This window comes from Pseudomonas sp. (genome assembly GCF_030147005.1).
Classification (GTDB): Bacteria; Pseudomonadota; Gammaproteobacteria; order Pseudomonadales; family Pseudomonadaceae; genus Aquipseudomonas.
Window position 1 is genome coordinate 16850 of record NZ_JASLAW010000001.1, and the last position, 21243, is coordinate 38092.

Annotated in this window: 19 protein-coding genes; 12 read left to right on the forward strand and 7 right to left on the reverse strand. The window is 61.1% G+C overall.

The genetic code is table 11. The features are described 5' to 3' along the window. Positions 1-176 precede the first annotated feature (176 nt). Positions 177-1352 carry a Na+/H+ antiporter NhaA gene (gene nhaA / locus Q1V60_RS00090; protein ID WP_300626606.1) on the forward strand — a complete coding sequence of 392 codons (1176 nt, stop codon included), beginning with the start codon at positions 177-179 and terminating at the stop codon, positions 1350-1352. Between the two features lie 74 nt (positions 1353-1426). Here nhaA and Q1V60_RS00095 read toward each other — a convergent pair whose 3' ends face one another. The 6 genes from Q1V60_RS00095 to dinG form a co-directional block, all read right to left on the reverse strand. Continuing rightward, complete coding sequence (locus tag Q1V60_RS00095; RefSeq protein WP_003189251.1) at positions 1427-1891, reverse strand: glycine zipper 2TM domain-containing protein; 465 nt, start codon at positions 1889-1891, stop codon at positions 1427-1429. 256 nt (positions 1892-2147) lie between these two features. Then, the gene (gene pdxH, locus Q1V60_RS00100; RefSeq protein WP_300626608.1) at positions 2148-2795 is read right to left on the reverse strand and encodes a pyridoxamine 5'-phosphate oxidase; all 648 of its coding nucleotides are present in this window, start codon (positions 2793-2795) and stop codon (positions 2148-2150) included. A 27-nt stretch (positions 2796-2822) separates the two neighbouring features. Beyond that, entirely contained in the window at positions 2823-3995 is a 1173-nt protein-coding gene (locus Q1V60_RS00105) for an OmpA family protein (protein WP_300626610.1), read from the reverse strand. Positions 3996-4138: 143 nt separating this feature from the next. After that, positions 4139-5284, reverse strand: coding sequence for a serine hydrolase domain-containing protein (locus tag Q1V60_RS00110; RefSeq protein ID WP_300626650.1), 1146 nt, complete (start codon positions 5282-5284; stop codon positions 4139-4141). Between the two features lie 85 nt (positions 5285-5369). Continuing rightward, entirely contained in the window at positions 5370-7667 is a 2298-nt protein-coding gene (locus Q1V60_RS00115) for a beta-galactosidase (protein ID WP_300626612.1), read from the reverse strand. A gap of 88 nt (positions 7668-7755) precedes the next feature. After that, the gene (gene dinG / locus Q1V60_RS00120; protein ID WP_300626614.1) at positions 7756-9900 is read right to left on the reverse strand and encodes an ATP-dependent DNA helicase DinG; all 2145 of its coding nucleotides are present in this window, start codon (positions 9898-9900) and stop codon (positions 7756-7758) included. 99 nt (positions 9901-9999) lie between these two features. Here dinG and Q1V60_RS00125 point away from each other — a divergent pair, with 99 nt between their 5' ends. Next, entirely contained in the window at positions 10000-10464 is a 465-nt protein-coding gene (locus Q1V60_RS00125) for a CopD family protein (RefSeq protein ID WP_300626617.1), read from the forward strand. A gap of 124 nt (positions 10465-10588) precedes the next feature. On the opposite strand, the gene Q1V60_RS00130 is transcribed toward Q1V60_RS00125, so the two are convergent. Continuing rightward, positions 10589-11347 carry a collagen-like protein gene (locus Q1V60_RS00130; RefSeq protein ID WP_300626619.1) on the reverse strand — a complete coding sequence of 253 codons (759 nt, stop codon included), beginning with the start codon at positions 11345-11347 and terminating at the stop codon, positions 10589-10591. Positions 11348-11535: 188 nt separating this feature from the next. On the opposite strand from Q1V60_RS00130, the gene Q1V60_RS00135 reads away from it, so the two are divergent. The 10 genes from Q1V60_RS00135 to Q1V60_RS00180 all read left to right on the forward strand — a co-directional run bounded on the left by Q1V60_RS00135 (position 11536) and on the right by Q1V60_RS00180 (position 21243). Beyond that, positions 11536-12033 carry a DUF6231 family protein gene (locus tag Q1V60_RS00135; RefSeq protein WP_300626621.1) on the forward strand — a complete coding sequence of 166 codons (498 nt, stop codon included), beginning with the start codon at positions 11536-11538 and terminating at the stop codon, positions 12031-12033. Between the two features lie 4 nt (positions 12034-12037). After that, on the forward strand, positions 12038-12508 hold the full coding sequence (locus Q1V60_RS00140; protein WP_300626623.1) for a YchJ family protein: 471 nt from the start codon (positions 12038-12040) through the stop codon (positions 12506-12508). A 22-nt stretch (positions 12509-12530) separates the two neighbouring features. Next, the gene (locus Q1V60_RS00145) at positions 12531-13013 is read left to right on the forward strand and encodes an LEA type 2 family protein (RefSeq protein WP_300626625.1); all 483 of its coding nucleotides are present in this window, start codon (positions 12531-12533) and stop codon (positions 13011-13013) included. Next, positions 13010-13210, forward strand: coding sequence for an SEC-C metal-binding domain-containing protein (locus tag Q1V60_RS00150; protein WP_300626627.1), 201 nt, complete (start codon positions 13010-13012; stop codon positions 13208-13210). Before Q1V60_RS00145 ends, Q1V60_RS00150 begins: the two co-directional genes overlap by 4 nt. 353 nt (positions 13211-13563) lie before the next feature. Beyond that, on the forward strand, positions 13564-16005 hold the full coding sequence (locus Q1V60_RS00155) for a penicillin acylase family protein (protein WP_300626629.1): 2442 nt from the start codon (positions 13564-13566) through the stop codon (positions 16003-16005). A gap of 118 nt (positions 16006-16123) precedes the next feature. Then, entirely contained in the window at positions 16124-17128 is a 1005-nt protein-coding gene (locus tag Q1V60_RS00160) for a ligase-associated DNA damage response exonuclease (RefSeq protein ID WP_300626631.1), read from the forward strand. After that, positions 17125-18759 carry an ATP-dependent DNA ligase gene (locus Q1V60_RS00165; protein ID WP_300626632.1) on the forward strand — a complete coding sequence of 545 codons (1635 nt, stop codon included), beginning with the start codon at positions 17125-17127 and terminating at the stop codon, positions 18757-18759. The genes Q1V60_RS00160 and Q1V60_RS00165 overlap by 4 nt, the downstream gene beginning before the upstream one ends. A 211-nt stretch (positions 18760-18970) precedes the next feature. Then, positions 18971-19750, forward strand: a complete 780-nt coding sequence (locus Q1V60_RS00170) for a transporter substrate-binding domain-containing protein (protein ID WP_300626633.1) — start codon at positions 18971-18973, stop codon at positions 19748-19750. A 57-nt stretch (positions 19751-19807) separates the two neighbouring features. Beyond that, on the forward strand, positions 19808-20536 hold the full coding sequence (locus Q1V60_RS00175; RefSeq protein WP_300626634.1) for an ABC transporter permease: 729 nt from the start codon (positions 19808-19810) through the stop codon (positions 20534-20536). Beyond that, positions 20533-21243, forward strand: coding sequence for an ABC transporter permease (locus Q1V60_RS00180; RefSeq protein WP_300626636.1), 711 nt, complete (start codon positions 20533-20535; stop codon positions 21241-21243). The genes Q1V60_RS00175 and Q1V60_RS00180 overlap by 4 nt, the downstream gene beginning before the upstream one ends.

Here is a 21243-nt window from a genome sequence, read left to right on the forward strand (position 1 = left end):
CTTTCCTACACTGCACACAGATACAGTAACGACTCAATTGGACACACAATTGCTAGGCTCAAACGCAACGCCAGCACTGCGTAACGCATATAACAAATAAGAATATAACTTTTGTTTTAACAACTAACGGTACGGGTTAGGGTACCCACCTATTGAACCTGAATGGAGAGCATCCCTTGCCTCTGCGTAGCACTTTCACCCGTTTCTTCCAGCTGGAAGCTGCCAGCGGCCTGTTATTGATTGCCGCTGCCGCCTTGGCGCTGATTATCAACAACTCACCTTTGTCGCACCTGTACGGCGCCTTTCTGGACACGCCCGTGGTGGCACAGGTTGGCGCGCTACAAATCGCCAAGCCCGCCTTGCTGTGGATCAACGACGGCCTGATGGCCTTGTTCTTCCTGCTGATCGGTCTTGAAGTCAAACGCGAGCTGCTCGATGGCCACCTGTCCAAACCGTCGCAGGTGGTCCTCCCCGGCGCAGCGGCTATCGGCGGCATGGTCGTGCCCGCGCTCATCTACTGGGCGTTGAACAAGGATAACCCGGCCGCCCTCGCCGGTTGGGCGATCCCGATGGCCACGGATATCGCCTTTGCGCTGGGCGTACTGGCGCTGCTGGGCAAGCGCGTGCCGGTGTCGCTGAAGCTGTTCCTGATGACCTTGGCAATCATTGACGACCTGGGCGCCATCATCGTCATTGCGCTGTTCTATTCCGCCGACCTGTCCGGCGCCTCCCTGGCGGGTGCAGCGGCGTGCTTGATCGCCTTGATAGCGATGAACCGCCTGGGTGTGGTCAAGCTCGGGCCCTACATGATCATCGGCCTGATCCTGTGGGTGTGCGTGCTCAAGAGCGGCGTCCACGCCACCCTGGCCGGGGTGACCCTGGCGTTCTGCATTCCATTGCGCACCAAAAATGCCGAAACCTCGCCCCTGCTGACCCTGGAGCATGCCCTGCATCCGTGGGTGGCTTATGCCATCCTGCCACTGTTCGCGTTTGCCAACGCCGGGGTGTCCCTCACCGGCGTCAGCCTCGAGAGTTTTACCCATCACGTGCCCATGGGCATTGCCGCCGGCCTGTTGATCGGCAAGACCATCGGTGTGTTCGGCTTTACCTGGCTGGCCATCAAGACCGGCATCGCCTCGCTGCCCGGTGGCGCGAACTGGGGCCAGGTGCTGGGCGTGGCGATCCTGTGTGGTATCGGCTTCACCATGAGCCTGTTTGTCGGCTCCCTGGCATTTGTGCCGGGCGTGAGTGAGTTCGCAGGCGAGGACCGCATGGGGATTCTGACCGGGTCGATATTGGCGGCGTGTATCGGTTATGCAGTGACGGCGATGGCGAGTCGCAAGAAAGCCTGACCCCTGAAAAAATCGCACAAAAAAACCCCAACCGGTCACCCGGTTGGGGTTTTTCTTTGCCGGTTGCTTACCGCTTAGCGGGTAACGCGACTGGTGCCGTCAACCGTCATGATGCGTACACGGTCGCCAATGCGGAAGATTTCATTTTCCTGCACGGCTTGTACGTAGGCGCGCATGCTGCCGTCGTCTTCGCGAACGGTGATTTCCACGCCCTGGGTGCGGGTCAGACCTTCTTCGGTAGCCGAGCCCAGCAGGCCACCGGCCACTGCGCCGATCACAGCGGTGACGATGCTGCCACGGCCGCCGCCGATGGCGCTGCCACCCACGCCGCCGATGACTGCACCCGCAGCACCACCGATTGGCGTCTTGGTGCCTTCGATTTTTACCGGACGCAGGGATTCGATGGTGCCCATGCGAACGGTCTGTACACGACGCGCCTCGTCACGGGAGTACGAGTCGCCGGTCAGACTCGAGGCGCAGCCACCCAACAGCAATGACAGGGTGGTAAAGCAGGCAACTAGTAAAACGGACTTACGCATAGCATCAACTCCAAAGGACAGGTATTCATTAAACGCCGCAGCGTGGCGGCTGTCACGGCACGCCAGGCAGAAAAGTGCATTCATTCAGCCTGAGTACAGGCTATCGGCACCACAACACTCGACGAACGGTAGGCAAATCGAAACATGCCATAGCGTGATTAATCAGTGTAGCCATACAGCCGAAAACGCCGAAGTCTCTTGCATAAAGACTCCGGCGCGAAGGGCATGACTCAGATGAGATGACGAAAGGGAACGCTCAGGGCGCGAGGCGCTCGCGCGTCCATTGGCCTGCTTGCAGCCGATAATTGAGACGATCATGCAGGCGGCTGGCGCGGCCTTGCCAGAACTCGATGCGCTCGGGCAACAAACGATAGCCCCCCCAATGCTCGGGGCAATCGGGCTGGGTGTCACTGAAACGCTGTTCAGTCGCCACAAGCAGCGCCTGCAGTTCTTCGCGATCACGAATGACCTTGCTCTGCGGCGATGCCCAGGCACCCAGGCGACTGCCCAGAGGACGCACCTGATAGTAAGCATCCGACTCTTCAGGCGTGACCTTGACCACGCGCCCTTCAATGCGCACCTGGCGCTCAAGGGTCGGCCAGAAAAAAGTCATTGCCGCGAACGGCCGCGCCGCCAGTTGTTCACCTTTGGCGCTCTGATAGTTGGTAAAGAAGGTAAAACCCTGTGCATCCAGGCCCTTGAGCAACAGGATGCGACAGTGCGGCCGACCGTCCTGGTCGACCGTGGCCAGGGTCATGGCATTGGCCTCCACCGGTGCCTGCTCGGTTTTCACCGCATCGGCGAACCATTGGTGGAACAAGGCAAACGGCTCGTCCGGGGCCTGGGCCTCGCTCAAACCGTCCCGTGTGTAGTCACGGCGCATATCGGCCAGTGCCTGGGTCATGCGGCTTTATCCTTCTGGTTCAACGGATCAGTTTTTCGCCTGGTCGGGACTCGCCGGTGTAGCAGCCTTGGCTTTGGCCGGAGCCGGTTTCTTTGCAGCCGGTTTGGCCGGGGCCTTTTTAGCGGCTGGCTTGGCGGCGGCTTTCTTGGCCGGGGCTTTCTTGGCTGGAGCGCTCTTCGCAGCGGCTTTTGCCGCCGGGGCAGGTGCGGGCACATTCTGCACGGCAACCATTTCAGCCACAGGCGGGGTCTTGCCCGAGTTGTAGTTGTTCAGCAGCGCCAACATAGTTGTACGCTGAGTGAACATGATTTCCATGCGACGATTCAGCGCACGGCCCTGGGTGCTGTCGTTGGCGGCACGCGGCATCAGGTCGCCCATGCCACGCAACATCAGGCGATCCTGCTTCAAACCGCTGAGGCTGAAAATCGAGGCAATCGACTGCGCGCGTTCCTTGCTCAGCGCCTGGCTGGCTGGCGCACTACCGGTGGCGTCCACATGGCCCAGCACCAGTACCGCAGTCTTTGGATCTGCTTCAACGGCTTTGGCAACGCGAGTGAAAGGGCCCAGGGTCACCGGCAGCAGCATCGCTGGGCGTTTCGGGTTGTAGGAGCCGTCCACCGGGGCGATCACCACCAGTACATTGTCACGACGTTCCAGTTGCAGGTTGCTGTCCTTGATGGCGGCACGCAGGCGCGGCTCGTAATCGTCCAGCCAGGCCTGGGTGACTTTCGGATCAGGCATCTGCACGTTGCTCACATCGACCTTGGCCAGTGGCTTTGGCTTAGTATCGAACGGCCACCACCAGCGGGCTTCGGTGTCGGTCTTGGCCGAGACAGGAGCCGGAGTTGCGGCCTTGAGGTCGGCGTTCAGGTCGGCCTTGGCGTCGGCGGCTTTTTGGTCGGCGCTCTTGGTGGAGAATGGCCACCAGTTGAAGCCCGTGTCGGCCTTGGCTGCCGGAGCAGGCGCAGGCGCGGCGGCGACAGGCGCGGCAGGCTTGGCGTCGGCAGGCGCAGCAGGCTTGGCGTCGGCAGCGGGCTTGGCATCCGGTTTAGCGTCGGTTTGGGTCACTGCGTCCTTGGTAGCAGCCTTATCGGACCCAAATGACCACCAATGCCCACCTTCGGCATCATTCTGTGGAGTTTGTGCACAGCCGGTAATAGTGAGGCACAGCGCCAGTGCCAAGGACTTGTTCGATAACATGAGATATCCACAAAATGAGAAAAAAACCAGAGGGGCCGAATGCCCCGTTAAACCGACGCTTAAAGAACATTGAAGTTACATCATTGCGTTCAGCGTCTCTTATACGTGTCTTTGTAACAAAAAATTGTGAAACAGCAAGGGGTTTATAGACAACCGGCCAATATTCCGACCAACTTCTGCGCACGTGGGTCCATAAGTACATAGGGCCCCAAGGTATTAGTCACAAAACCGAAGGCTACATCGTGCTCAGGGTCGGCAAACCCTACCGAGCCCCCTGCCCCGGGATGCCCAAATGCGCGTGGGCCAAGGCCGAAGGTCGCGTTGGGCAACTCAGGTTGATCCAACATGCAACCCAGGCCGAAACGCGTTTGGGTCAATAAGGTTTTATCCGGCCCTTTACTGTGTTCACGGGTCAATTGTTCGAGCATGTCGCTTTCCAGCAAACTACCATCCAATAAACCGCTATAAAATCCAGCCAGGCTCCGCGCGTTACCGTGACCATTTGCCGCCGGCTGCTGCATACGCCGCCATTCGGGTTTATTAGTGCTGGTCAGAATAGACGGCGGGTTGGCAAATGCGCGCGTAGTCATCGCCGTGGGTTCGCGCATCATTACTTGGAGTAACCGTTGTGCCGCTGCATCGCCCATATTGCCTTTGCTGCGGGCTATATGGGCGACCCGATAAAACTCTTCATCCGCCAGGCCCACATGGAAATCCAACCCCAATGGCCGCGCCACCCGCGCCACAATGGATTCCCCAGGCCCGCGCCCGTCGGCACGGCGCAACAGTTCACCGACCAGCCAGCCATAGGTGATCGCCTCATAGCCATGGCCCTGGCCGGGTGTCCACCACGGCGCCTCGGCCGCCAGGGTATCGACCATCAATTGCCAGTCGTACAAGGCTTCGGTGGGCAGCATCTCGCGGATTGCCGGCAACCCGGCCTGATGGCAAAGCACCTGGCGCAGGGTAATGGACTCTTTACCCGCCGCCGCGAATTGCGGCCAGTAATCGGCCACGGGCGCGTCCAGCTTCAGCTTACCTTCGGCCACCAATTGCAGGGCGGTGACCGCAGTGAAGGTCTTGGTGCAGGAGAACAGATTGACGATCGTGTCGCTGTGCCAGGCTTCGGTGCCGTCTTTATCGGCGGTGCCGGCCCACAGGTCGACAACCGTCTCGCCGCCGATCTGGATGCAAAGCCCGGCACCTCGCTCCTGAGGGTCATCGAACAACGCGGCAAATGCTTCACGTACCGCTTCGAACTGAAGTTCGTAATGACCCTGAATCTGCACCGGGAGCGACCTCAAGAAAACATCATGAAAAAGTGGTCGATATTGTTCCAGTCATTATTGGGTTTGTGAACCCGTCAACGATGAATCAATGACCATTTGCGGAGTGCCCGCCGGCGTGCCCGGTGCCCTGGCCCGCGCCTTTGCCTGCCTCGCCTGACCGGCCGCCTTCGCTCTCACGCGCCGCACCGGCGGCCCTGGCTTTTTCGGCCTCCTTGCCCAACTGGTCGACCGCCGCGAGATTGCTCTTGCGCACATTGTCGACGAAGCCCTGAAATGGCACATCAGTAATGCCGACGAGACCGAAGTGGCCGTTTTCACCGTCCAGCAAGCGTCCGGTCACCGGCTGGTCCAGGTACTGGAACCAGTGCACGCCGACAATCGACGGCTCCGCCATGGCTTGCTTGAGGAAGGCCGCGTACGCCGCGCCGCGCTCTTGCTCCCCGGCCAACTGTGTCACACCGCCCCAGAAAGGGCCACGGTCGGTCGAGCCAAAATTGAATTCGGTGATCAGTACCGGTTTGTTGAGTGCGCGCAGGGCGGCGAAGTCATAACCGTCCTGGGGTTTGAGGGTGTACATGTTGAAGCTCAGTACATCGCAATACTGTGCACAGGACGCCACGGCTTCAGGGGTGCTCACCGCATAACGCCCGCCCAGCAGCAACTGATTGGGCGCGTGCCATTTCAGCGAGTCGGAGATGGTCTTGAAGTAGGCGTCGGCGAAGGTCTGTTGGAAATACTTGAAGTCGGCCTCGATTTCAGGATGTTCCGGGTTGGGCACCGGCGGCTCGAAGCCGGGGTCTTCCATCAGTTCCCAGCCGGCCAGGTGGATGCCCCAGGCTTTCGACAACCCTTCTTCATTACGGTACTTGTCACGCAGTTGCTTGAGGAAGGCGCGCTTGGCCGGTACGTCGGTGGTCATGCGCAGGGTGCCGTAGGCCAGGGCGTAACGGGATTTTGCATCGTCGCCAGGCCCGGCCCAGGCCAGTTCGTTGTCGGCAAAAAAACCGATCAGCCATGGGTCGTCGCGATGATCGCGAGCGGCGATGGCCACGGCGCGTTCAGTGGCCATGGCGAAGCGTGGGTCGAACGGATCGGGCATGCCGCCCCACCAGTCGGTGCCGGTGCTGATGCTGGCGTAGTCACCCACAATCGACAGCGGCAAGGTGTAAGGCACGCGGTCGGCCGTGGCCAGGTCCGGATCGCTCCAGTTACCCACGGTGTTGAAGCCCCAGGCTTGCAAGCGGTCGAGGGTGTGGGCCACCCAACGCTTCTGATCGAAGCCTTCACTGTCATAGGTGCGCTGCAGGTTGGCGCGGTAGAAATCATACCAACGCCCCGAGCCAAAACCGCGCCCTTCGCCCGCGCCGTTGCCGGTACGGTTATCGCCGCTGCCGTAATACTTGTCGAAAGGCTCACCGGCCTTGGGCAGCGCCGCAAACATCCACTCACGCCCTGCCACGTAGGTTTGGCTGTTGTCCGGGGTCACGGTATTGACGCCCAGCGAGTAGAACGGATGGCCTTGCGGGGTGACCAGATACCAGCGACCGTCACGCTTTTCAGTGCGGAAGAAGCCGCTGGCGTCGAACGCCGGGCCTTTGTTCCAGCCGCCGAACTGATCCAGGGAGGATTTATCACGCTCGGCAAGCCACACCTTCAACTGTCGTTGCTCCTTGGTCGCCGCAGCCTTGAGCTGCTCGTCGCTGCTGACTTTTTCCGGCCAGCGCGCGCGGGTGGACTGGCCGTAAGCGTCCACCAGTTCGCTGTAAGCGGCCTTCATCACCGGCTCGCTGTCCTGCACGCCAAAGCGCTCCAGCAAAATGCTTTGGGCGGCATTCGGCTTGATCATCGACAGCGTCACCGACACCACTTGGCTGCGGTCGATTTCGCCGGCACTGGCGGCCAACAAGACACGTTGGCCGTCCACGGTCATCGGCATCGGCGGGCCGGCCTTCATGCCCTGGCTCAGCGGCGAGTTGGCTTGCAGTGGCACCAGCAAGGTCTGGGCCGGGCCGGCCGGCAGGTCGATGCGGCTGACCAGGGTCTTGCCGTCGGCGCTTTGTACTTTTACGTAGAGGGTCAACGCCCAATTCATGGCGCTCTGGATTCGCAGGCTCATGGCGCCCGATTGCGACCAGTCCCATACGCCGGTTTGCGGGCTGAGCACCAGGCTCGGCTCGGCCGCCGGGTTGAAGGTGATGCGACGCAGCACCTCGCCTTCGGGGGTTTGTTCGGCGTTGTATTGCGGCAGGCTGGCGTCCTGGGTCGCCACCTTGACCACATCGGCCGGACGGACGAAGTTGAACAGCGTTTGTTGCCCGGCAGGCGCGGCCATCAACGGCGCGGCGACCAGCAGTGCAAAAAGAGCGGGCAGCGTGCGAATCATACGAACAAGGTTCTCCCAGACGGCCGGTGAATGGCCTGGTGACATACATGAGATAGACCACGAAGTGGGCGAGCTCGCCCACAGTGGCTTAAGAAATTTCGCGCCTGAACGGCGGCAAAGCGTTCAGGATCGCCTTGCCGTAGCGCTGGGTGACCAGGCGGCGATCGAGCAAAGTGATGGTGCCCCGGTCTTCCTCGGTGCGCAGCAAACGCCCGCAGGCCTGCACCAGCTTCAGCGAAGCATCGGGCACCGAGATTTCCATGAACGGGTTGCCGCCGCGGGCTTCGATCCATTCGGCCAGCGCCGCTTCGACCGGATCATCCGGCACCGAGAACGGGATCTTGGCGATCACCACGTGCTCGCAGTAGGCGCCGGGCAAGTCCACGCCCTCGGCGAAGCTCGCCAGGCCGAACAACACGCTGGAATCACCGCCATCGACGCGCGCCTTGTGTTTGTTCAAGGTTTCCTGCTTGGACAGGTTGCCCTGGATAAACACCTGTTTACGCCAGTCGCGGTCAAGGCCGTCAAACACGTCCTGCATCTGTTTGCGCGACGAAAACAGCACCAGGGTGCCCCGCGAACCTTCCACCAACTCGGGCAAGTCACGGATGATCGCTGCGGTGTGCGCCGCCGCGTCCCGTGGGTCGGCCTTGAGGTCGGGCACCCGCAATACGCCGGCATCGGCGTGATGGAAGGGGCTGGGCACCACCGCAGTGACGGCCTTCTTCGGCAGGCCGGCGCGCATGCGGAAACGGTCGAAAGTGCCAAGGGCGGTCAGCGTGGCCGAGGTCACCAGGCAGCCATAGGCTACGTTCCACAGGTTGCGGCGCAGCATCTCGGCGGCGAGGATCGGGCTGGCATTGACCTCGATATCGAACAGCGCACCGCTTTCCGCCAAGGTCAGCCAACGCGCCATGGGCGGGTTGTCTTCAGGGTCTTCGACGGTGAAGGCCGTCCACAACTCCCAGTTGCCTTGGGAGCGGGAGAGCAGGCTACCGAATAGCGGATACCATTCTTCGGCCTGGTTACTGGCGATGCCGATATTGACCTCGCCATCCATGCCTTCCTTGAGCAAGTCCGTGAGTCGGGTGAACAGGTCGGTCAGGCGTGAAAAGCCCTTCTTCAGTTCAATGCCCATTTCGCGCATATGCTCGGGGATCATTCCGCCCACAAAACGGTGACGCGGCCGCTCACGGCCTTCCACGTCTTCACCGGGTTTGAAGTCGGCCACCTGCTCGCAGGCACTGAACATGAACTGCTGCTGGGTCTTGATCTCCCGCGCCAGCTCAGGCACCTGTTCGATCAGCTTGCCCAGGTCACCGGGCAGCGGATGCTGGGCCAGCAGCTTGGTGAGGTTCTTGGCGGTGGTTTCCAGCCAGTCGGCGGTGGAGCGCAGGCGCGTGTAATGGGCGAAGTGGCCGATGGCTTTGTCCGGCAGGTGATGGCCTTCGTCGAACACATACAGGGTGTCGCGCGGGTCCGGCAATACGGCGCCGCCGCCCAGGGCCAGGTCGGCCAGCACCATGTCGTGGTTGGTGACGATCACGTCGACCTTGCCCATGCCTTCGCGGGCCTTGTAGAAGGCGCACTGACCGAAGTTGGGGCAATGGCGGTTGGTGCATTGACTGTGGTCGGTGGTCAGGCGCGCCCAGTCGGAATCTTCCAGGGCAGTGGGCCAGCTGTCGCGATCGCCGTCCCATTTATTGCCGGCGAGCTTTTCGATCATGCTGGTAAACAGTTTCTGGCTGACTTCGTCGACTTCGATCTTGAAGCCTTCCTCCTCGAACAGCGAGGCCGTGGCGGTCTGCGCGTGGCCTTCCTGCAGCAGCACGTCGAGCTTGGACAGGCACATGTAACGGCCACGGCCCTTGGCCAAGGCGAACGTGAAGTTCAGCCCGCTGTTGCGCATCAGGTCAGGCAAGTCTTTGTAGACAATCTGCTCCTGCAGGGCGACGGTAGCCGTGGCGATCACCAGGCGTTTGCCGGCAGCCTTGGCGGTCGGGATCGCGGCCAGGCTGTAGGCCACGGTCTTGCCGGTACCGGTGCCGGCTTCGACGGCCACGATTGCAGGGTCACCGCTGCGCCGCCCTTCGTCATCGGTGTCGATATCCCCGAGGACCTTGGCCACTTCGGCGATCATCAGGCGTTGGCCGTAGCGCGGTTTCAAGCTCTTGGCTTCGAGAAAACGCGAATAGGCGCCCTGGATCGTGGTTTTGAGTTCAGTGCTGATCATGAATAGTCGGGCGCAAAAAACGCTGGATAAATTTTCAGTGGTTCGGATCGGCCGCTATCATACCCCGCTAATTAATCCCGCGCAGAACGGAGTACCACAATGACCGCGTTTAGCCTCGCTTACACCCTGCATGTATTGGCCGCCTTGATCTGGGTCGGCGGCATGTTTTTCGCCTGGATGATCCTGCGTCCCGCCGCCGTGGCGGCCCTTGAGGGCCCTGCCCGGCTAAAGCTGTGGGCAAATGTGTTTCAACGTTTTTTTGTATGGGTGTGGGTGGCGGTGCTGATTTTGCCGATCAGCGGCGTCGGCTTGCTGCACCTTCGCTTCAACGGTTTTGAGACCGCACCGCGCTATGTGCAGGTGATGATGGGCTTGTATCTGGTAATGACGGCGCTGTTCATCCGCATCCAGGCGTTGAAATTTCCGGCGCTGAAGGCGGCGGTGGCAGCTGAGGACTGGCCCGCGGGTGCTGCGGCACTGGGGCAGATCCGCAAATTGGTCGGCATTAACTTGATTGTGGGGTTGGTGGTGGTGGCGATTGCTTCGGCGCGGCCGATGTTCTGAGTTATCCCCCTGACGCTGTCGCGGCATAGGTACGCAAATACCTGTTACCTGTGCGCGTGAACGGATTGGTAACCCATATAGGTGGGTCATACCGGTCAGCCCGCGACGGCGTCAACCAAACAACTCAAAGCCTTTGAATGGTCACAGAACCCGCAGGCCCGGCCGGCCCCGGTTGCCCTTCCAGCCCTGGCCGGCCTTTTTCGCCGCCATCGGCGCGGTACACCAGGCATCCCTTGGACTGCCCGCCTTTGCCCGGTTTACCCGCAACCCCCGCCAAGCCGCCAGGCCCGCCATCCACCCAGACTTTAATCTGTTCAGCCGCAAAATCCTGGGGCAACTCGACACGTACTTGCGCACCCGACGCACCCGGCAACCCATCGCCGCCGTTATCGCCATTGAAACCGCGCCCGGCCGAACCCCAAGTGCAACCTGGGTCGACGCCATTGGCTCCATCCAGGCCCGCATACCCTTGGGCTCCGGCGCCACCACGGGCATCCACCGACAATTCTTCAGCAGTCAGTGAATTAATGCGCAAGGTCAAGTCACGCCCGGCTTTGGCGGGCTTTTCATGGGTGCCGGGCGCACCGCGGGAGGTGATCTGGCTGCCCTGCTCCAGTTGCGCCTGGCGCACCTGCAACTGCAGCGAGGTAGTGCCGGGGACAATGGCAATGCGTGCTTCACGCCCCAGATGCAGTTCATCCACCGAGATCTGGCTGATGGTGGCCGGAATCAGCAGGGTGCCGTAGTCCGCCACATCCAGGCGCTCGAGTTGCAGCACGCTGGTGCTGCTGGGCAGGCGCATCAGCGAGTGGGTTTCGACACTGACGCTCTGGGCCAGGACAACGGGGCTGACCAACAGGGCCAGCAGAAAAACCTTACGCATCATGGGGCTCCCGAGTGTTTTCAAATTTTTCTTTGGACGCACAGTAACGACTTCTACAGGCGATTTGCCAGTGAAGGATCAAAAAACTTCAGAAGCCATGGCTCAAGCGCCAGCGGTATTGACCGTAATGCTCTAGGCCCGCACGCCCAGCCGCGCTAGTCTCTACCGTCCTGATGTGAGGATCTGCGATGACCGCTGGAATTTCTTCCCGTACTCCCCAGCAAGCGTTGGCTGCGCTGCTGGACCTGCACGCTCCCAAACGCCTGCTGTTATTGGGCGCCAGCCAGTTCCCCGCGCTGGATGCGTTTAAAACGGCGCATCCCGATGTGCGCGTCAGCGTCGCCCAACCTGGCCCGCTGCCTGCCGAACTGGCGGCGCAGCGTTTTGACCTGGCACTGGTGGTCGATTGCCTGGAACACCTGCCCAAAGCCCAGGGTCTGACGTTGTTGGGGGGTATTCGAAACCTCAATGCCAGCCGCATCGCGGTGCTGGTAGACCTGGGCGCCTGCGACTGGAAGGACACCGACTTTTTCTCCCTGGCCCTGCAAGCCGGCGAGCGTTTCCAGCGTGATGAGCAGGTGCTGACGCTTTTTACCTATGATCTGCTTGACTATAAACAAGTCCCTGACTGGCTCAACGCGCGTTTCTGGGCCAACCCGGAAAATTTTGGAAAGTATTGGTGGTAACACGATGAGTACAACCATTTGCCCCTGCGGCAGTGGCAATCTGCTGGACGCCTGCTGCGGCCATTATCACGCCGGCCACCCGGCGCCCTGCGCCACGGCGTTGATGCGTTCGCGTTACAGCGCCTACGTGCTGGGCCTGGTGGACTATCTGGTGAGCACCACCCTGCCGGCGCAGCGAGATGGTCTCGACCGTGACGCCATTGCCGCCTGGAGCGCACAAAGCACGTGGCTCGGCCTTGAGGTGGAGAGCTCAGAGGTGTTCGGTGGCCAGCCGGAACACGCCTTCGTGACCTTCACGGCGCGCTGGCATGACAGCACTGGTGAACATAGCCACCGTGAACGGTCTTCTTTCGTACAGAACGAAGGGCGCTGGTACTTCATCGATCCGACGGTTCAGGTGAAGGCCGGGCGTAATGATGTATGTTTGTGTGGCAGCGGACAAAAATTCAAGAAGTGCTGTTCGAGCTACTTTTAATTACCTGACAGGGATGACGCCAATGCTTCGCACCTTCAGCTTGATGCTGGCGTTAACCCTGGGCCTGACCGGCTGCGCTTCCTGGTTCGAGGACGATTCGCCGCCGCCCCACGTATCACTGGTGAACGTCGAAGTGGTGCGGGCCAAGCTGTTGGAGCAGAAGTTCAAGCTCTACTTTCGCGTGGACAACCGCGACGACGCCGACCTCACCGTGCGCGGCCTGATTTACAAGGTCACCCTCGGCGACCTGGTGCTGACCGAAGGTGAGTCCAACGAATGGCTGACCGTGCCGCCGCGCAGCCATAAATACTTCAGGGTGTCGGTACGCACCAACCTGTGGCCGCGAATACGCGATGTGGTGCAAATGCTGAAAGATCCCGAGCGCCCCGTGCCTTATCGTCTCGAAGGCGAGCTGAAAACCGGATTATTCATCGGTAATGACGTGCAGGTGGCCCACAATGGCGAGATAATCCCCGGCGATTTTATTCCGGAGCGACATCGATGACTCAGCAACCCCATGTCCATGGTCCCGACTGCAACCACGATCACGATCACCACGATCACGACCACGGCCATGTCCACGGCCCGAACTGCGGCCATGCTCACCAGGAGCCGGTGCGCAACGCGTTGAAAGACGTTGGTCGCAACGATCCCTGCCCGTGCGGCAGCGATAAAAAATTCAAGAAGTGCCACGGCGCTTAAGCCTCACTCAAGATCCGAATGTGGGAGAAGGCCCACCCTGACGCCAGTCAGTTAAGAGGGAGCGCCGTATGGTGGCGAGGGAGCTCGCTCCCGTTGGACTGCGTAGCAGTCCCGTTTCAGGGGCCGCTTCGCGACCCAGCGGGAGCAAGCTCCCTCGCCACAGGCCACAGGTCACAGGCCACAGCTCACAGGTCACAGGTCACAGGTTGTCCGCTCTAGTGCGTGAATGACCGGCATGAGGGCTTGCTCCTTCAACATTAGTAGTCATGAATCACACAACTCCCGCTTGCGTCGTTTCGCCGCGCTCACTAACGTAGCGCCTTTAATGACGCTACCCCCGCAGGAGCTTTGCCATGGCCTCGCCAGCCCTTACACATTTTCTTCCCCGGTTCGGCGTTGCCGCGGCAGTGGTCAGTGCGTTGAGCCTGTCCGGTTGCCAGCTCCAGAACACCCAGGACACCCTGCCCCCCGCAGCCGGCGTACAGCCGCTCAAAGGCCTCGCGCAAAACGTGTCGATACGCCGCAATGCCCAAGGCATGCCGCTGATTGAAAGCAACACTTTCCACGACGCGCTGTTCAGCCTCGGCTATGTGCACGCCAGCGACCGGATCACCCAGATGGTCACCTTGCGCCTGCTGGCCCAGGGCCGTCTGGCGGAAATGTCCGGCCCCGAGTTACTCGACGTCGACCGGTTCATGCGCGCGGTCAACCTTAAAAAGAGCGCCGGCGAGCTGTACAACGCCTCGTCGCCACGGCTCAAGCGCTTCTTTGAAGTCTATGCGCGGGGCGTCAATGCCTACCTGTTCCGCTACCGCGACAAGCTGCCGAGCGACCTGGCCCAGACCGGCTACACCCCCGAGTACTGGAAACCGGAAGATTCGGCGCTGTTGTTCTGCCTGCTGAATTTCAGCGAGTCGAGCAACCTGCAGGAAGAGATTTCGTCGCTGGTACTGGCGCAAAAAGTCGGAGCCGACAAGCTCGCCTGGCTTATCCCAAGCGCGCCGGACGAAGCGATCCCGCTGGCCGAAGCCGACAAACTCAAGGGCGTGAACCTGAGCCAGATCACCGGCCTCGCCGGGTTGGACACGGTCAGCCAGCAACTCAACAGCCTCAATGCCCTGGGCGTTACCACGTCCAGCAACTGGGCCATCGGGCCGCAACGCAGCCGCAGCGGCAAGAGCCTGCTGGCCAACGATATCGCCGCCCAGCCGCAAGCACCGTCACCCTGGAGCTATGTGCAGATCCGCGCCCCGAAATATCAGGCGGTCGGCGCGTCGATCGCCGGCCTGCCGACCCTGCTGTCGGGTTTCAACGGCAAAGTGGCGTGGAGCATGAGCGCAGTCAAGGGCGACACCCAGGACCTGTTCCTGGAGAAGGTCAAACGCCAGGGCAGCGCGTTGTACTACGAGAACAACGGCAAATGGCTACCGGCCGGCGTGCGTAACGAAACCTTCTTCATCAAAGGCCAACGCTCGATTCGCGAAGTGGTGTACGAAACGCGCCACGGCGCCTTGCTCAACAGCAGCCAGGCCCTCACCAGCGGGTTCGGCCTGGCCCTGCAAACCGCCGATTTGAAGGAAGACAAGAGCCTGGACGCGTTCTTCGACCTGTCCCGCGCGCAAAACGCCGGCAAGGCCTCGGACGCCACCCGCGAAATTCGCGCCATTGCGTTGAACATGATCTTCGCCGATGCCAGCAACATCGGCTGGCAAGTCACCGGCCGCTTTCCCAACCGCCGCGAAGGCGAAGGCCTGCTGCCTTCGCCGGGCTGGGATACACGCTTTGACTGGGACGGTTACGCCGACGCCATGCTGCACCCCTATGACCAGGACCCGGCCCAAGGCTGGGTCGGCACCGCCAACCAGCGCACCGCCCCGCGTGGCTACGGCATGCAGCTGTCCAACTCCTGGGATGCGCCGGAGCGCAGCGAGCGCCTGGCGCAACTGGCCAACGCCGGCAAGCATGACAGCCGCAGCCTGATCGCCATGCAATACGACCAGACCACCCTCTTCGCCGCCAAACTCAAGGGCATGTTCCAGGCGCCGGGCATGGCCCAGCCGCTGAAACAGGCAATCGATGCGCTGCCCGCCGCCGAACAGGCCAAGGCGCGCGAAGCGTTGAGCCGCTTGATGGCCTTTGACGGTCGACTTGCATCAACTTCCGCCGACGCGGCGGTCTACGAGCTGTTCCTGCAGGAAAGCGCCAAAGAGATCTTTCTCGACAAACTCGGTCCGCAAGGCAGCGCCAGCTGGAAGGCTTTTGTCAGCAATGCCAGCCTGTCCTACTCAGCCACCGCAGACCATTTGCTGGGCCGTGAAGACAGCCCGTTCTGGGATGACACGCGCACGCCACGCAAAGAAGACAAGCCGGCAATCCTCGCACGCACTCTGGCCGCCACGATCAGTACCGGCGACAGCCTGCTGGGCGCTGATCACAAAGCCTGGCAATGGGGCAAGCTGCACACCACCACCTGGAAAAACACCAGCGGTCAGGTTATCCGTGGTCCCCTGGCCAGCGGTGGCGACCACAACACACTGAATCCGGCAGCGTACAACTGGGGGCAGGATTTCAACGTGACCCAGGCGTCGGCGCTGCGCATGATTGTCGACTTCGGCCAGCCGGAACCGATGATGGGCCAGGGTGGCACCGGCCAGTCGGGCAACCCGGCCAGCCCCCACTATGCCAGCGGCATCGACCCATCGCTCAAGGCGCAATACCTGAGCTTCCCGATGCAACCGCAGAACTTTGAAAAGGTGTATGGGAAAGCGCGGTTGACCCTGACACCGGGTAAATAACCGGATCTCAATGTGGGAGCGAGCACGCCCGCTCCCACATTTGCCCGCATGCATTCAGATAGAACTTCTGCACAACGCCCCGCCTCATAAGTAACAAGCCCACCTCCCCGGTCACCCCATGGACCTTGTCATCGCCCGACCCGAAGGCCTCTATTGCCCAGCCGGGGATTTCTACATCGACCCCTGGCGTCCGGTGGAACGTTCCGTCATCACCCACGCCCACGGCGACCACGCCCGCACCGGCAATCAACATTACCTGGCCGCCGCTCCCGGCGAAGGCATCCTGCGTTCGCGCCTGGGCCAGGACATCAACCTGCAAACCCTGGCCTACGGCGAGCCGTTGGTGCATCACGGTGTGACCTTGAGCTTTCATCCGGCCGGGCACGTGTTGGGCTCAGCCCAGGTGCGCCTGGAATACCAGGGCGAAGTCTGGGTCGCGTCCGGCGACTACAAGGTCGAGCCCGATGGCACTTGCGAGCCGTTCGAGCCGGTGCGCTGCCACACCTTTATTACCGAATCCACGTTTGGCCTGCCGATCTACCGCTGGCAGCCGCAGGCACAGATTTTTGCCGGGATTAATGACTGGTGGCAGGCCAATATCGCCGTCGGCAAAGCCAGCGTGCTGTTCTGTTATTCCTTCGGCAAAGCCCAGCGCATTCTCCATGGCATCGATGCGAGCATCGGTCCGATCCTCAGCCACGGTGCCGTTGAGCCGTTGAACCGGGTGTACCGCGAAGCCGGTATCTACATTCCCGAAACGCTATACGCCGGCGACTTCAAAAAAAACGACCCGCTGCTACGCCAGGCCCTGATCATTGCCCCGCCCTCCACCGGTGGCAGCACCTGGATACGCCGTTTCGGCGACTACAGCGACGCTTTCGCCAGCGGCTGGATGCGCCTGCGCGGCACTCGACGGCGGCGCGGGGTCGACCGTGGGTTTGTGCTGTCGGACCACGCCGATTGGCCCGGACTGTTGTGGGCCATCGAACAGACCGGCGCCGAACGGGTGATGGTCACCCACGGCTCGGTCGGTGTGCTGGTGCGCCATCTGCGCGAGAAAGGCCTGGATGCCCAGGGTTTCAGCACCGAATACGGCGATGACGAAGAAGAGGCCAGCGCATGAAAGCCTTCGCCGAGCTGTACGCCAACCTCGATGCAACAACTTCCAGCAACGCCAAGCTCGCGGCACTGCAAAACTATTTTCAGCAGGCACCGCCGGAGGATGCGGCATGGGCGGTGTACTTCCTGTCCGGTGGGCGGCCTCGACAATTGGTACCGACCCGCCTGCTGAGGGATATGGCCACGCAAGCGGCGAACATCGAGCCGTGGTTGTTCGAAGAAAGCTACCAGTCCGTCGGCGACCTGGCCGAGACGATTTCCCTGCTGCTGCCCGAATCGACCTACACCTCCGAAGACGGCCTGGCGGTGTGGCTGGAAGAAAAGCTGTTACCGCTGCGTGGCCTTGCGCCGCTTGAACTGGCTGAACGCCTGCCTGCGTTGTGGGTGCAGTTGGACCAACCGAGCCTGATGGTGTGCATCAAGTTGATCACCGGCAGTTTTCGCGTGGGCGTGTCCAAGCTGCTGGTGACTCGCGCGCTTGCCGCCATGGCCGGGCTTGACAGCAAACGCGTGGCCCAACGGCTGGTGGGCTACACCGACTTGTCCAATCGCCCTACGGCCGCGGGCTACCTCAAGCTGATCGCCGCCGAATCGTCCGACGAACATGCGCAACGCGGCGGTCAGCCGTATCCGTTTTTTCTTGCCCATGGCTTGGCGCAACCGGTGGAGCAGTTTGACGCCCTGCTCGGCGCCCCCGCCGACTGGCAGGTGGAATGGAAATTCGATGGCATTCGCGCGCAGCTGGTCAAGCGCGAGGGCCGCCTGTGGGTCTGGTCCCGCGGTGAAGAACTGGTGACCGAGCGTTTCCCCGAGCTTCACAGCCTGGTCAGTGGCTTGCCGGACGGCACGGTGATCGACGGTGAAATCGTGGTCTGGAAGGACGCCGTACAACCCTTCGCCCTGCTGCAACAGCGGATCGGTCGCAAGACCTTGAGTAAAAAAGTGCTTGAAGATGCGCCGGTGGCGGTGCTCGCCTACGACCTGCTGGAGTACCAGGGCGACGACTGGCGCAACCGCCCCCTGGCTGAACGCCGTGCGCAGCTGGAACGCGTGATCGCGCAGTGCAGCCAACCCGTGTTATTGCCCTCGCCACTGCTGGAGGGGCATACCTGGGAAGCGTTGGCCGTGCAACGCGAAGCCTCCCGCAGCCTCGGTGTCGAAGGCATGATGATCAAGGACCGCGAAGGCCTCTACGGCGTGGGCCGCACCAAAGATATGGGCCTGTGGTGGAAGTGGAAGGTCGACCCGTTCAGCATCGACGCCGTGCTGATTTACGCCCAGCGCGGCCACGGCCGGCGCGCCAGCCTGTACAGCGATTACACCTTCGCGGTGTGGGACGGCCCGCCGGGCAGCGAGCGCACCCTGGTGCCGTTCGCCAAGGCGTATTCCGGGCTGACCGACGAAGAAATGCGCAAGGTCGACGCGATCGTGCGCAAGACCACCGTGGAAAAATTCGGCCCGGTCAGCAGCGTCACGCCGAGCATGGTGTTTGAGTTGGGGTTCGAAGGCATCGCCCTGTCCAAGCGCCACAAGAGCGGAATTGCGGTGCGATTCCCCCGGATGTTGCGCTGGCGCCAGGACAAGTCCGTAGAGGAAGCAGACAGCTTGGCCACCTTGCAAGACCTACTGGCCTGATCCAGCTTCCGGTGGGCGCCCAAAACGGTGCATTGAATTTTCCATGCCCGTTTTTGAGCACCCACTACACCCAAGACTCCTTCATCCCACCTTTTAAAACGATCATTCGGAACTATGGTGCAGAAATTGCTACCTGGGATTCGTCTGACACCGTTCAGTAACAGTCCTAAACGCGCCACAAGCGCTTATCTTGGTTTCCAGGGAACACATAATGAAAAAAGCATTGCTGACCCTTTCTGCACTCGCTCTGTGCATGGCTGCAGGTGTTGCAACCGCCAAGGAATACAAGGAATTGCGTTTCGGTGTCGATCCGTCCTATGCCCCGTTCGAATCCAAAGCCGCCGATGGCAGCCTGGTGGGCTTCGACATCGACCTGGGCAACGCCATCTGTGCGGAGCTGAAGGTCAAGTGCAAGTGGGTTGAAAGCGACTTCGACGGCATGATTCCAGGCCTTAAAGCCAACAAGTTCGACGGTGTGATTTCATCCATGACCGTGACGCCAGCGCGCGAGAAGGCTATCGACTTCTCCAACGAGCTGTTCTCGGGCCCAACCTCGCTGGTGTTCAAGAAAGGCGCGGGGTATTCGACGCCTGAGTCGCTCAAGGGCAAATCCGTTGGCTATGAGCAGGGCACTATCCAGGAAGCCTACGCCAAGGCTGTGCTGGACAAGGCCGGCGTGACCACCAAGGCCTACGCCAACCAGGACCAGGTGTATGCGGACCTGACGTCCGGCCGTCTCGATGCCTCCGTGCAGGACATGCTGCAGGCTGAACTGGGCTTTTTGAAGTCCCCGGCTGGCGCTGGCTATGAAGTCGGCGCTGCAATCGACGATCCATTGCTGCCATCGAAAACCGCGATCGGTATCAAAAAAGGTAACACTGAGCTGAAGGCCCTTTTGGATAAAGGTATCAAAGCGTTACACGATGATGGCACCTACGCCACTATTCAGAAAAAACACTTTGGCGATCTGAACCTGTACAGCGGCAAATAATGCCCGGGGCGCCCCTTTTTTGAAGGGGCGCTTTTTTATCGCCATAGGTCCTGATTTATGTTTGAAGATCTGTTGCAAACCCTCGGGCTGAGCGCGTTCAGCTTGAAGGGTTTCGGCCCGCTGTTGCTGCAAGGCACCTGGATGACCGTTAAATTGTCGGTGCTGTCCCTGGCCGTCAGCGTGTTGCTGGGCCTGCTCGGCGCCAGCGCAAAACTCTCCAGCCTGCCCTTTCTGCGTATCCCAGCCCAGCTCTACACCACCTTGATCCGAGGCGTGCCCGACCTGGTATTGATGCTGCTGATTTTCTACAGCCTGCAAACCTGGCTGACCGGCCTGACCGATTTTATGGAATGGGAATACATCGAGATCGACCCATTCAGCGCCGGGGTCATCACCCTGGGCTTTATCTACGGTGCTTATTTCACCGAAACCTTTCGTGGCGCGATTCTCTCCGTGCCCCGTGGTCAACTGGAAGCCGCCACCGCCTACGGGCTCAAGCGCGGGCAACGGTTTCGCTACGTGACCTTCCCGCAGATGATGCGCTTTGCCCTGCCGGGCATCGGCAATAACTGGATGGTGATGCTCAAGGCCACCGCGCTGGTGTCGATCATCGGCCTGGCCGATCTGGTGAAAGCGGCCCAGGACGCCGGCAAGAGCACCTATCAACTGTTCTACTTCCTGGTACTCGCCGCGCTGATCTACCTGTTGATCACCAGCGCTTCCAATTTTGTCTTGCGTCGTCTTGAACGTCGCTACGCCGCAGGCTCACGGGAGGCGGTGCGATGATCGAACTTTTGCAGGAATACTGGCGCCCGTTCCTCTACAGCGACGGCCAGCACATCACCGGCCTGGCCATGACCTTGTGGCTGCTCAGCGCGGCATTGGTCATTGGCTTTCTGGTATCGATTCCGCTGTCCATCGCGCGTGTCTCGCGCAGGCGCCTGGTGCGCTGGCCGGTGCAGTTTTACACCTACCTGTTTCGAGGCACGCCGCTCTATATCCAGCTGCTGATCTGCTACACCGGTATCTACAGCATCGCCGCCGTGCGCGCGCAACCGGTGCTCGATGCGTTCTTTCGCGATGCGATGAACTGCACGGTCCTGGCCTTCGCCCTCAACACCTGCGCCTACACCACGGAAATTTTCGCCGGGGCGATCCGCAGCATGGCCCACGGCGAAGTCGAAGCGGCCAAGGCCTACGGCCTCAGCGGTTGGAAGCTGTACGCCTACGTGATCATGCCGTCGGCGCTGCGCCGCTCGTTGCCCTACTACAGCAACGAAGTGATCCTGATGCTGCATTCGACCACCGTGGCGTTTACCGCCACTATCCCGGACATCCTCAAAGTCGCCAGGGATGCCAATTCGGCCACCTTCATGACCTTTCAATCATTCGGCATCGCAGCCTTGATCTACCTGGTGGTGACCTTCGCCCTGGTCGGGCTGTTTCGGTTGGCCGAACGCCGCTGGCTGGCCTTTCTCGGGCCAAGCCACTAA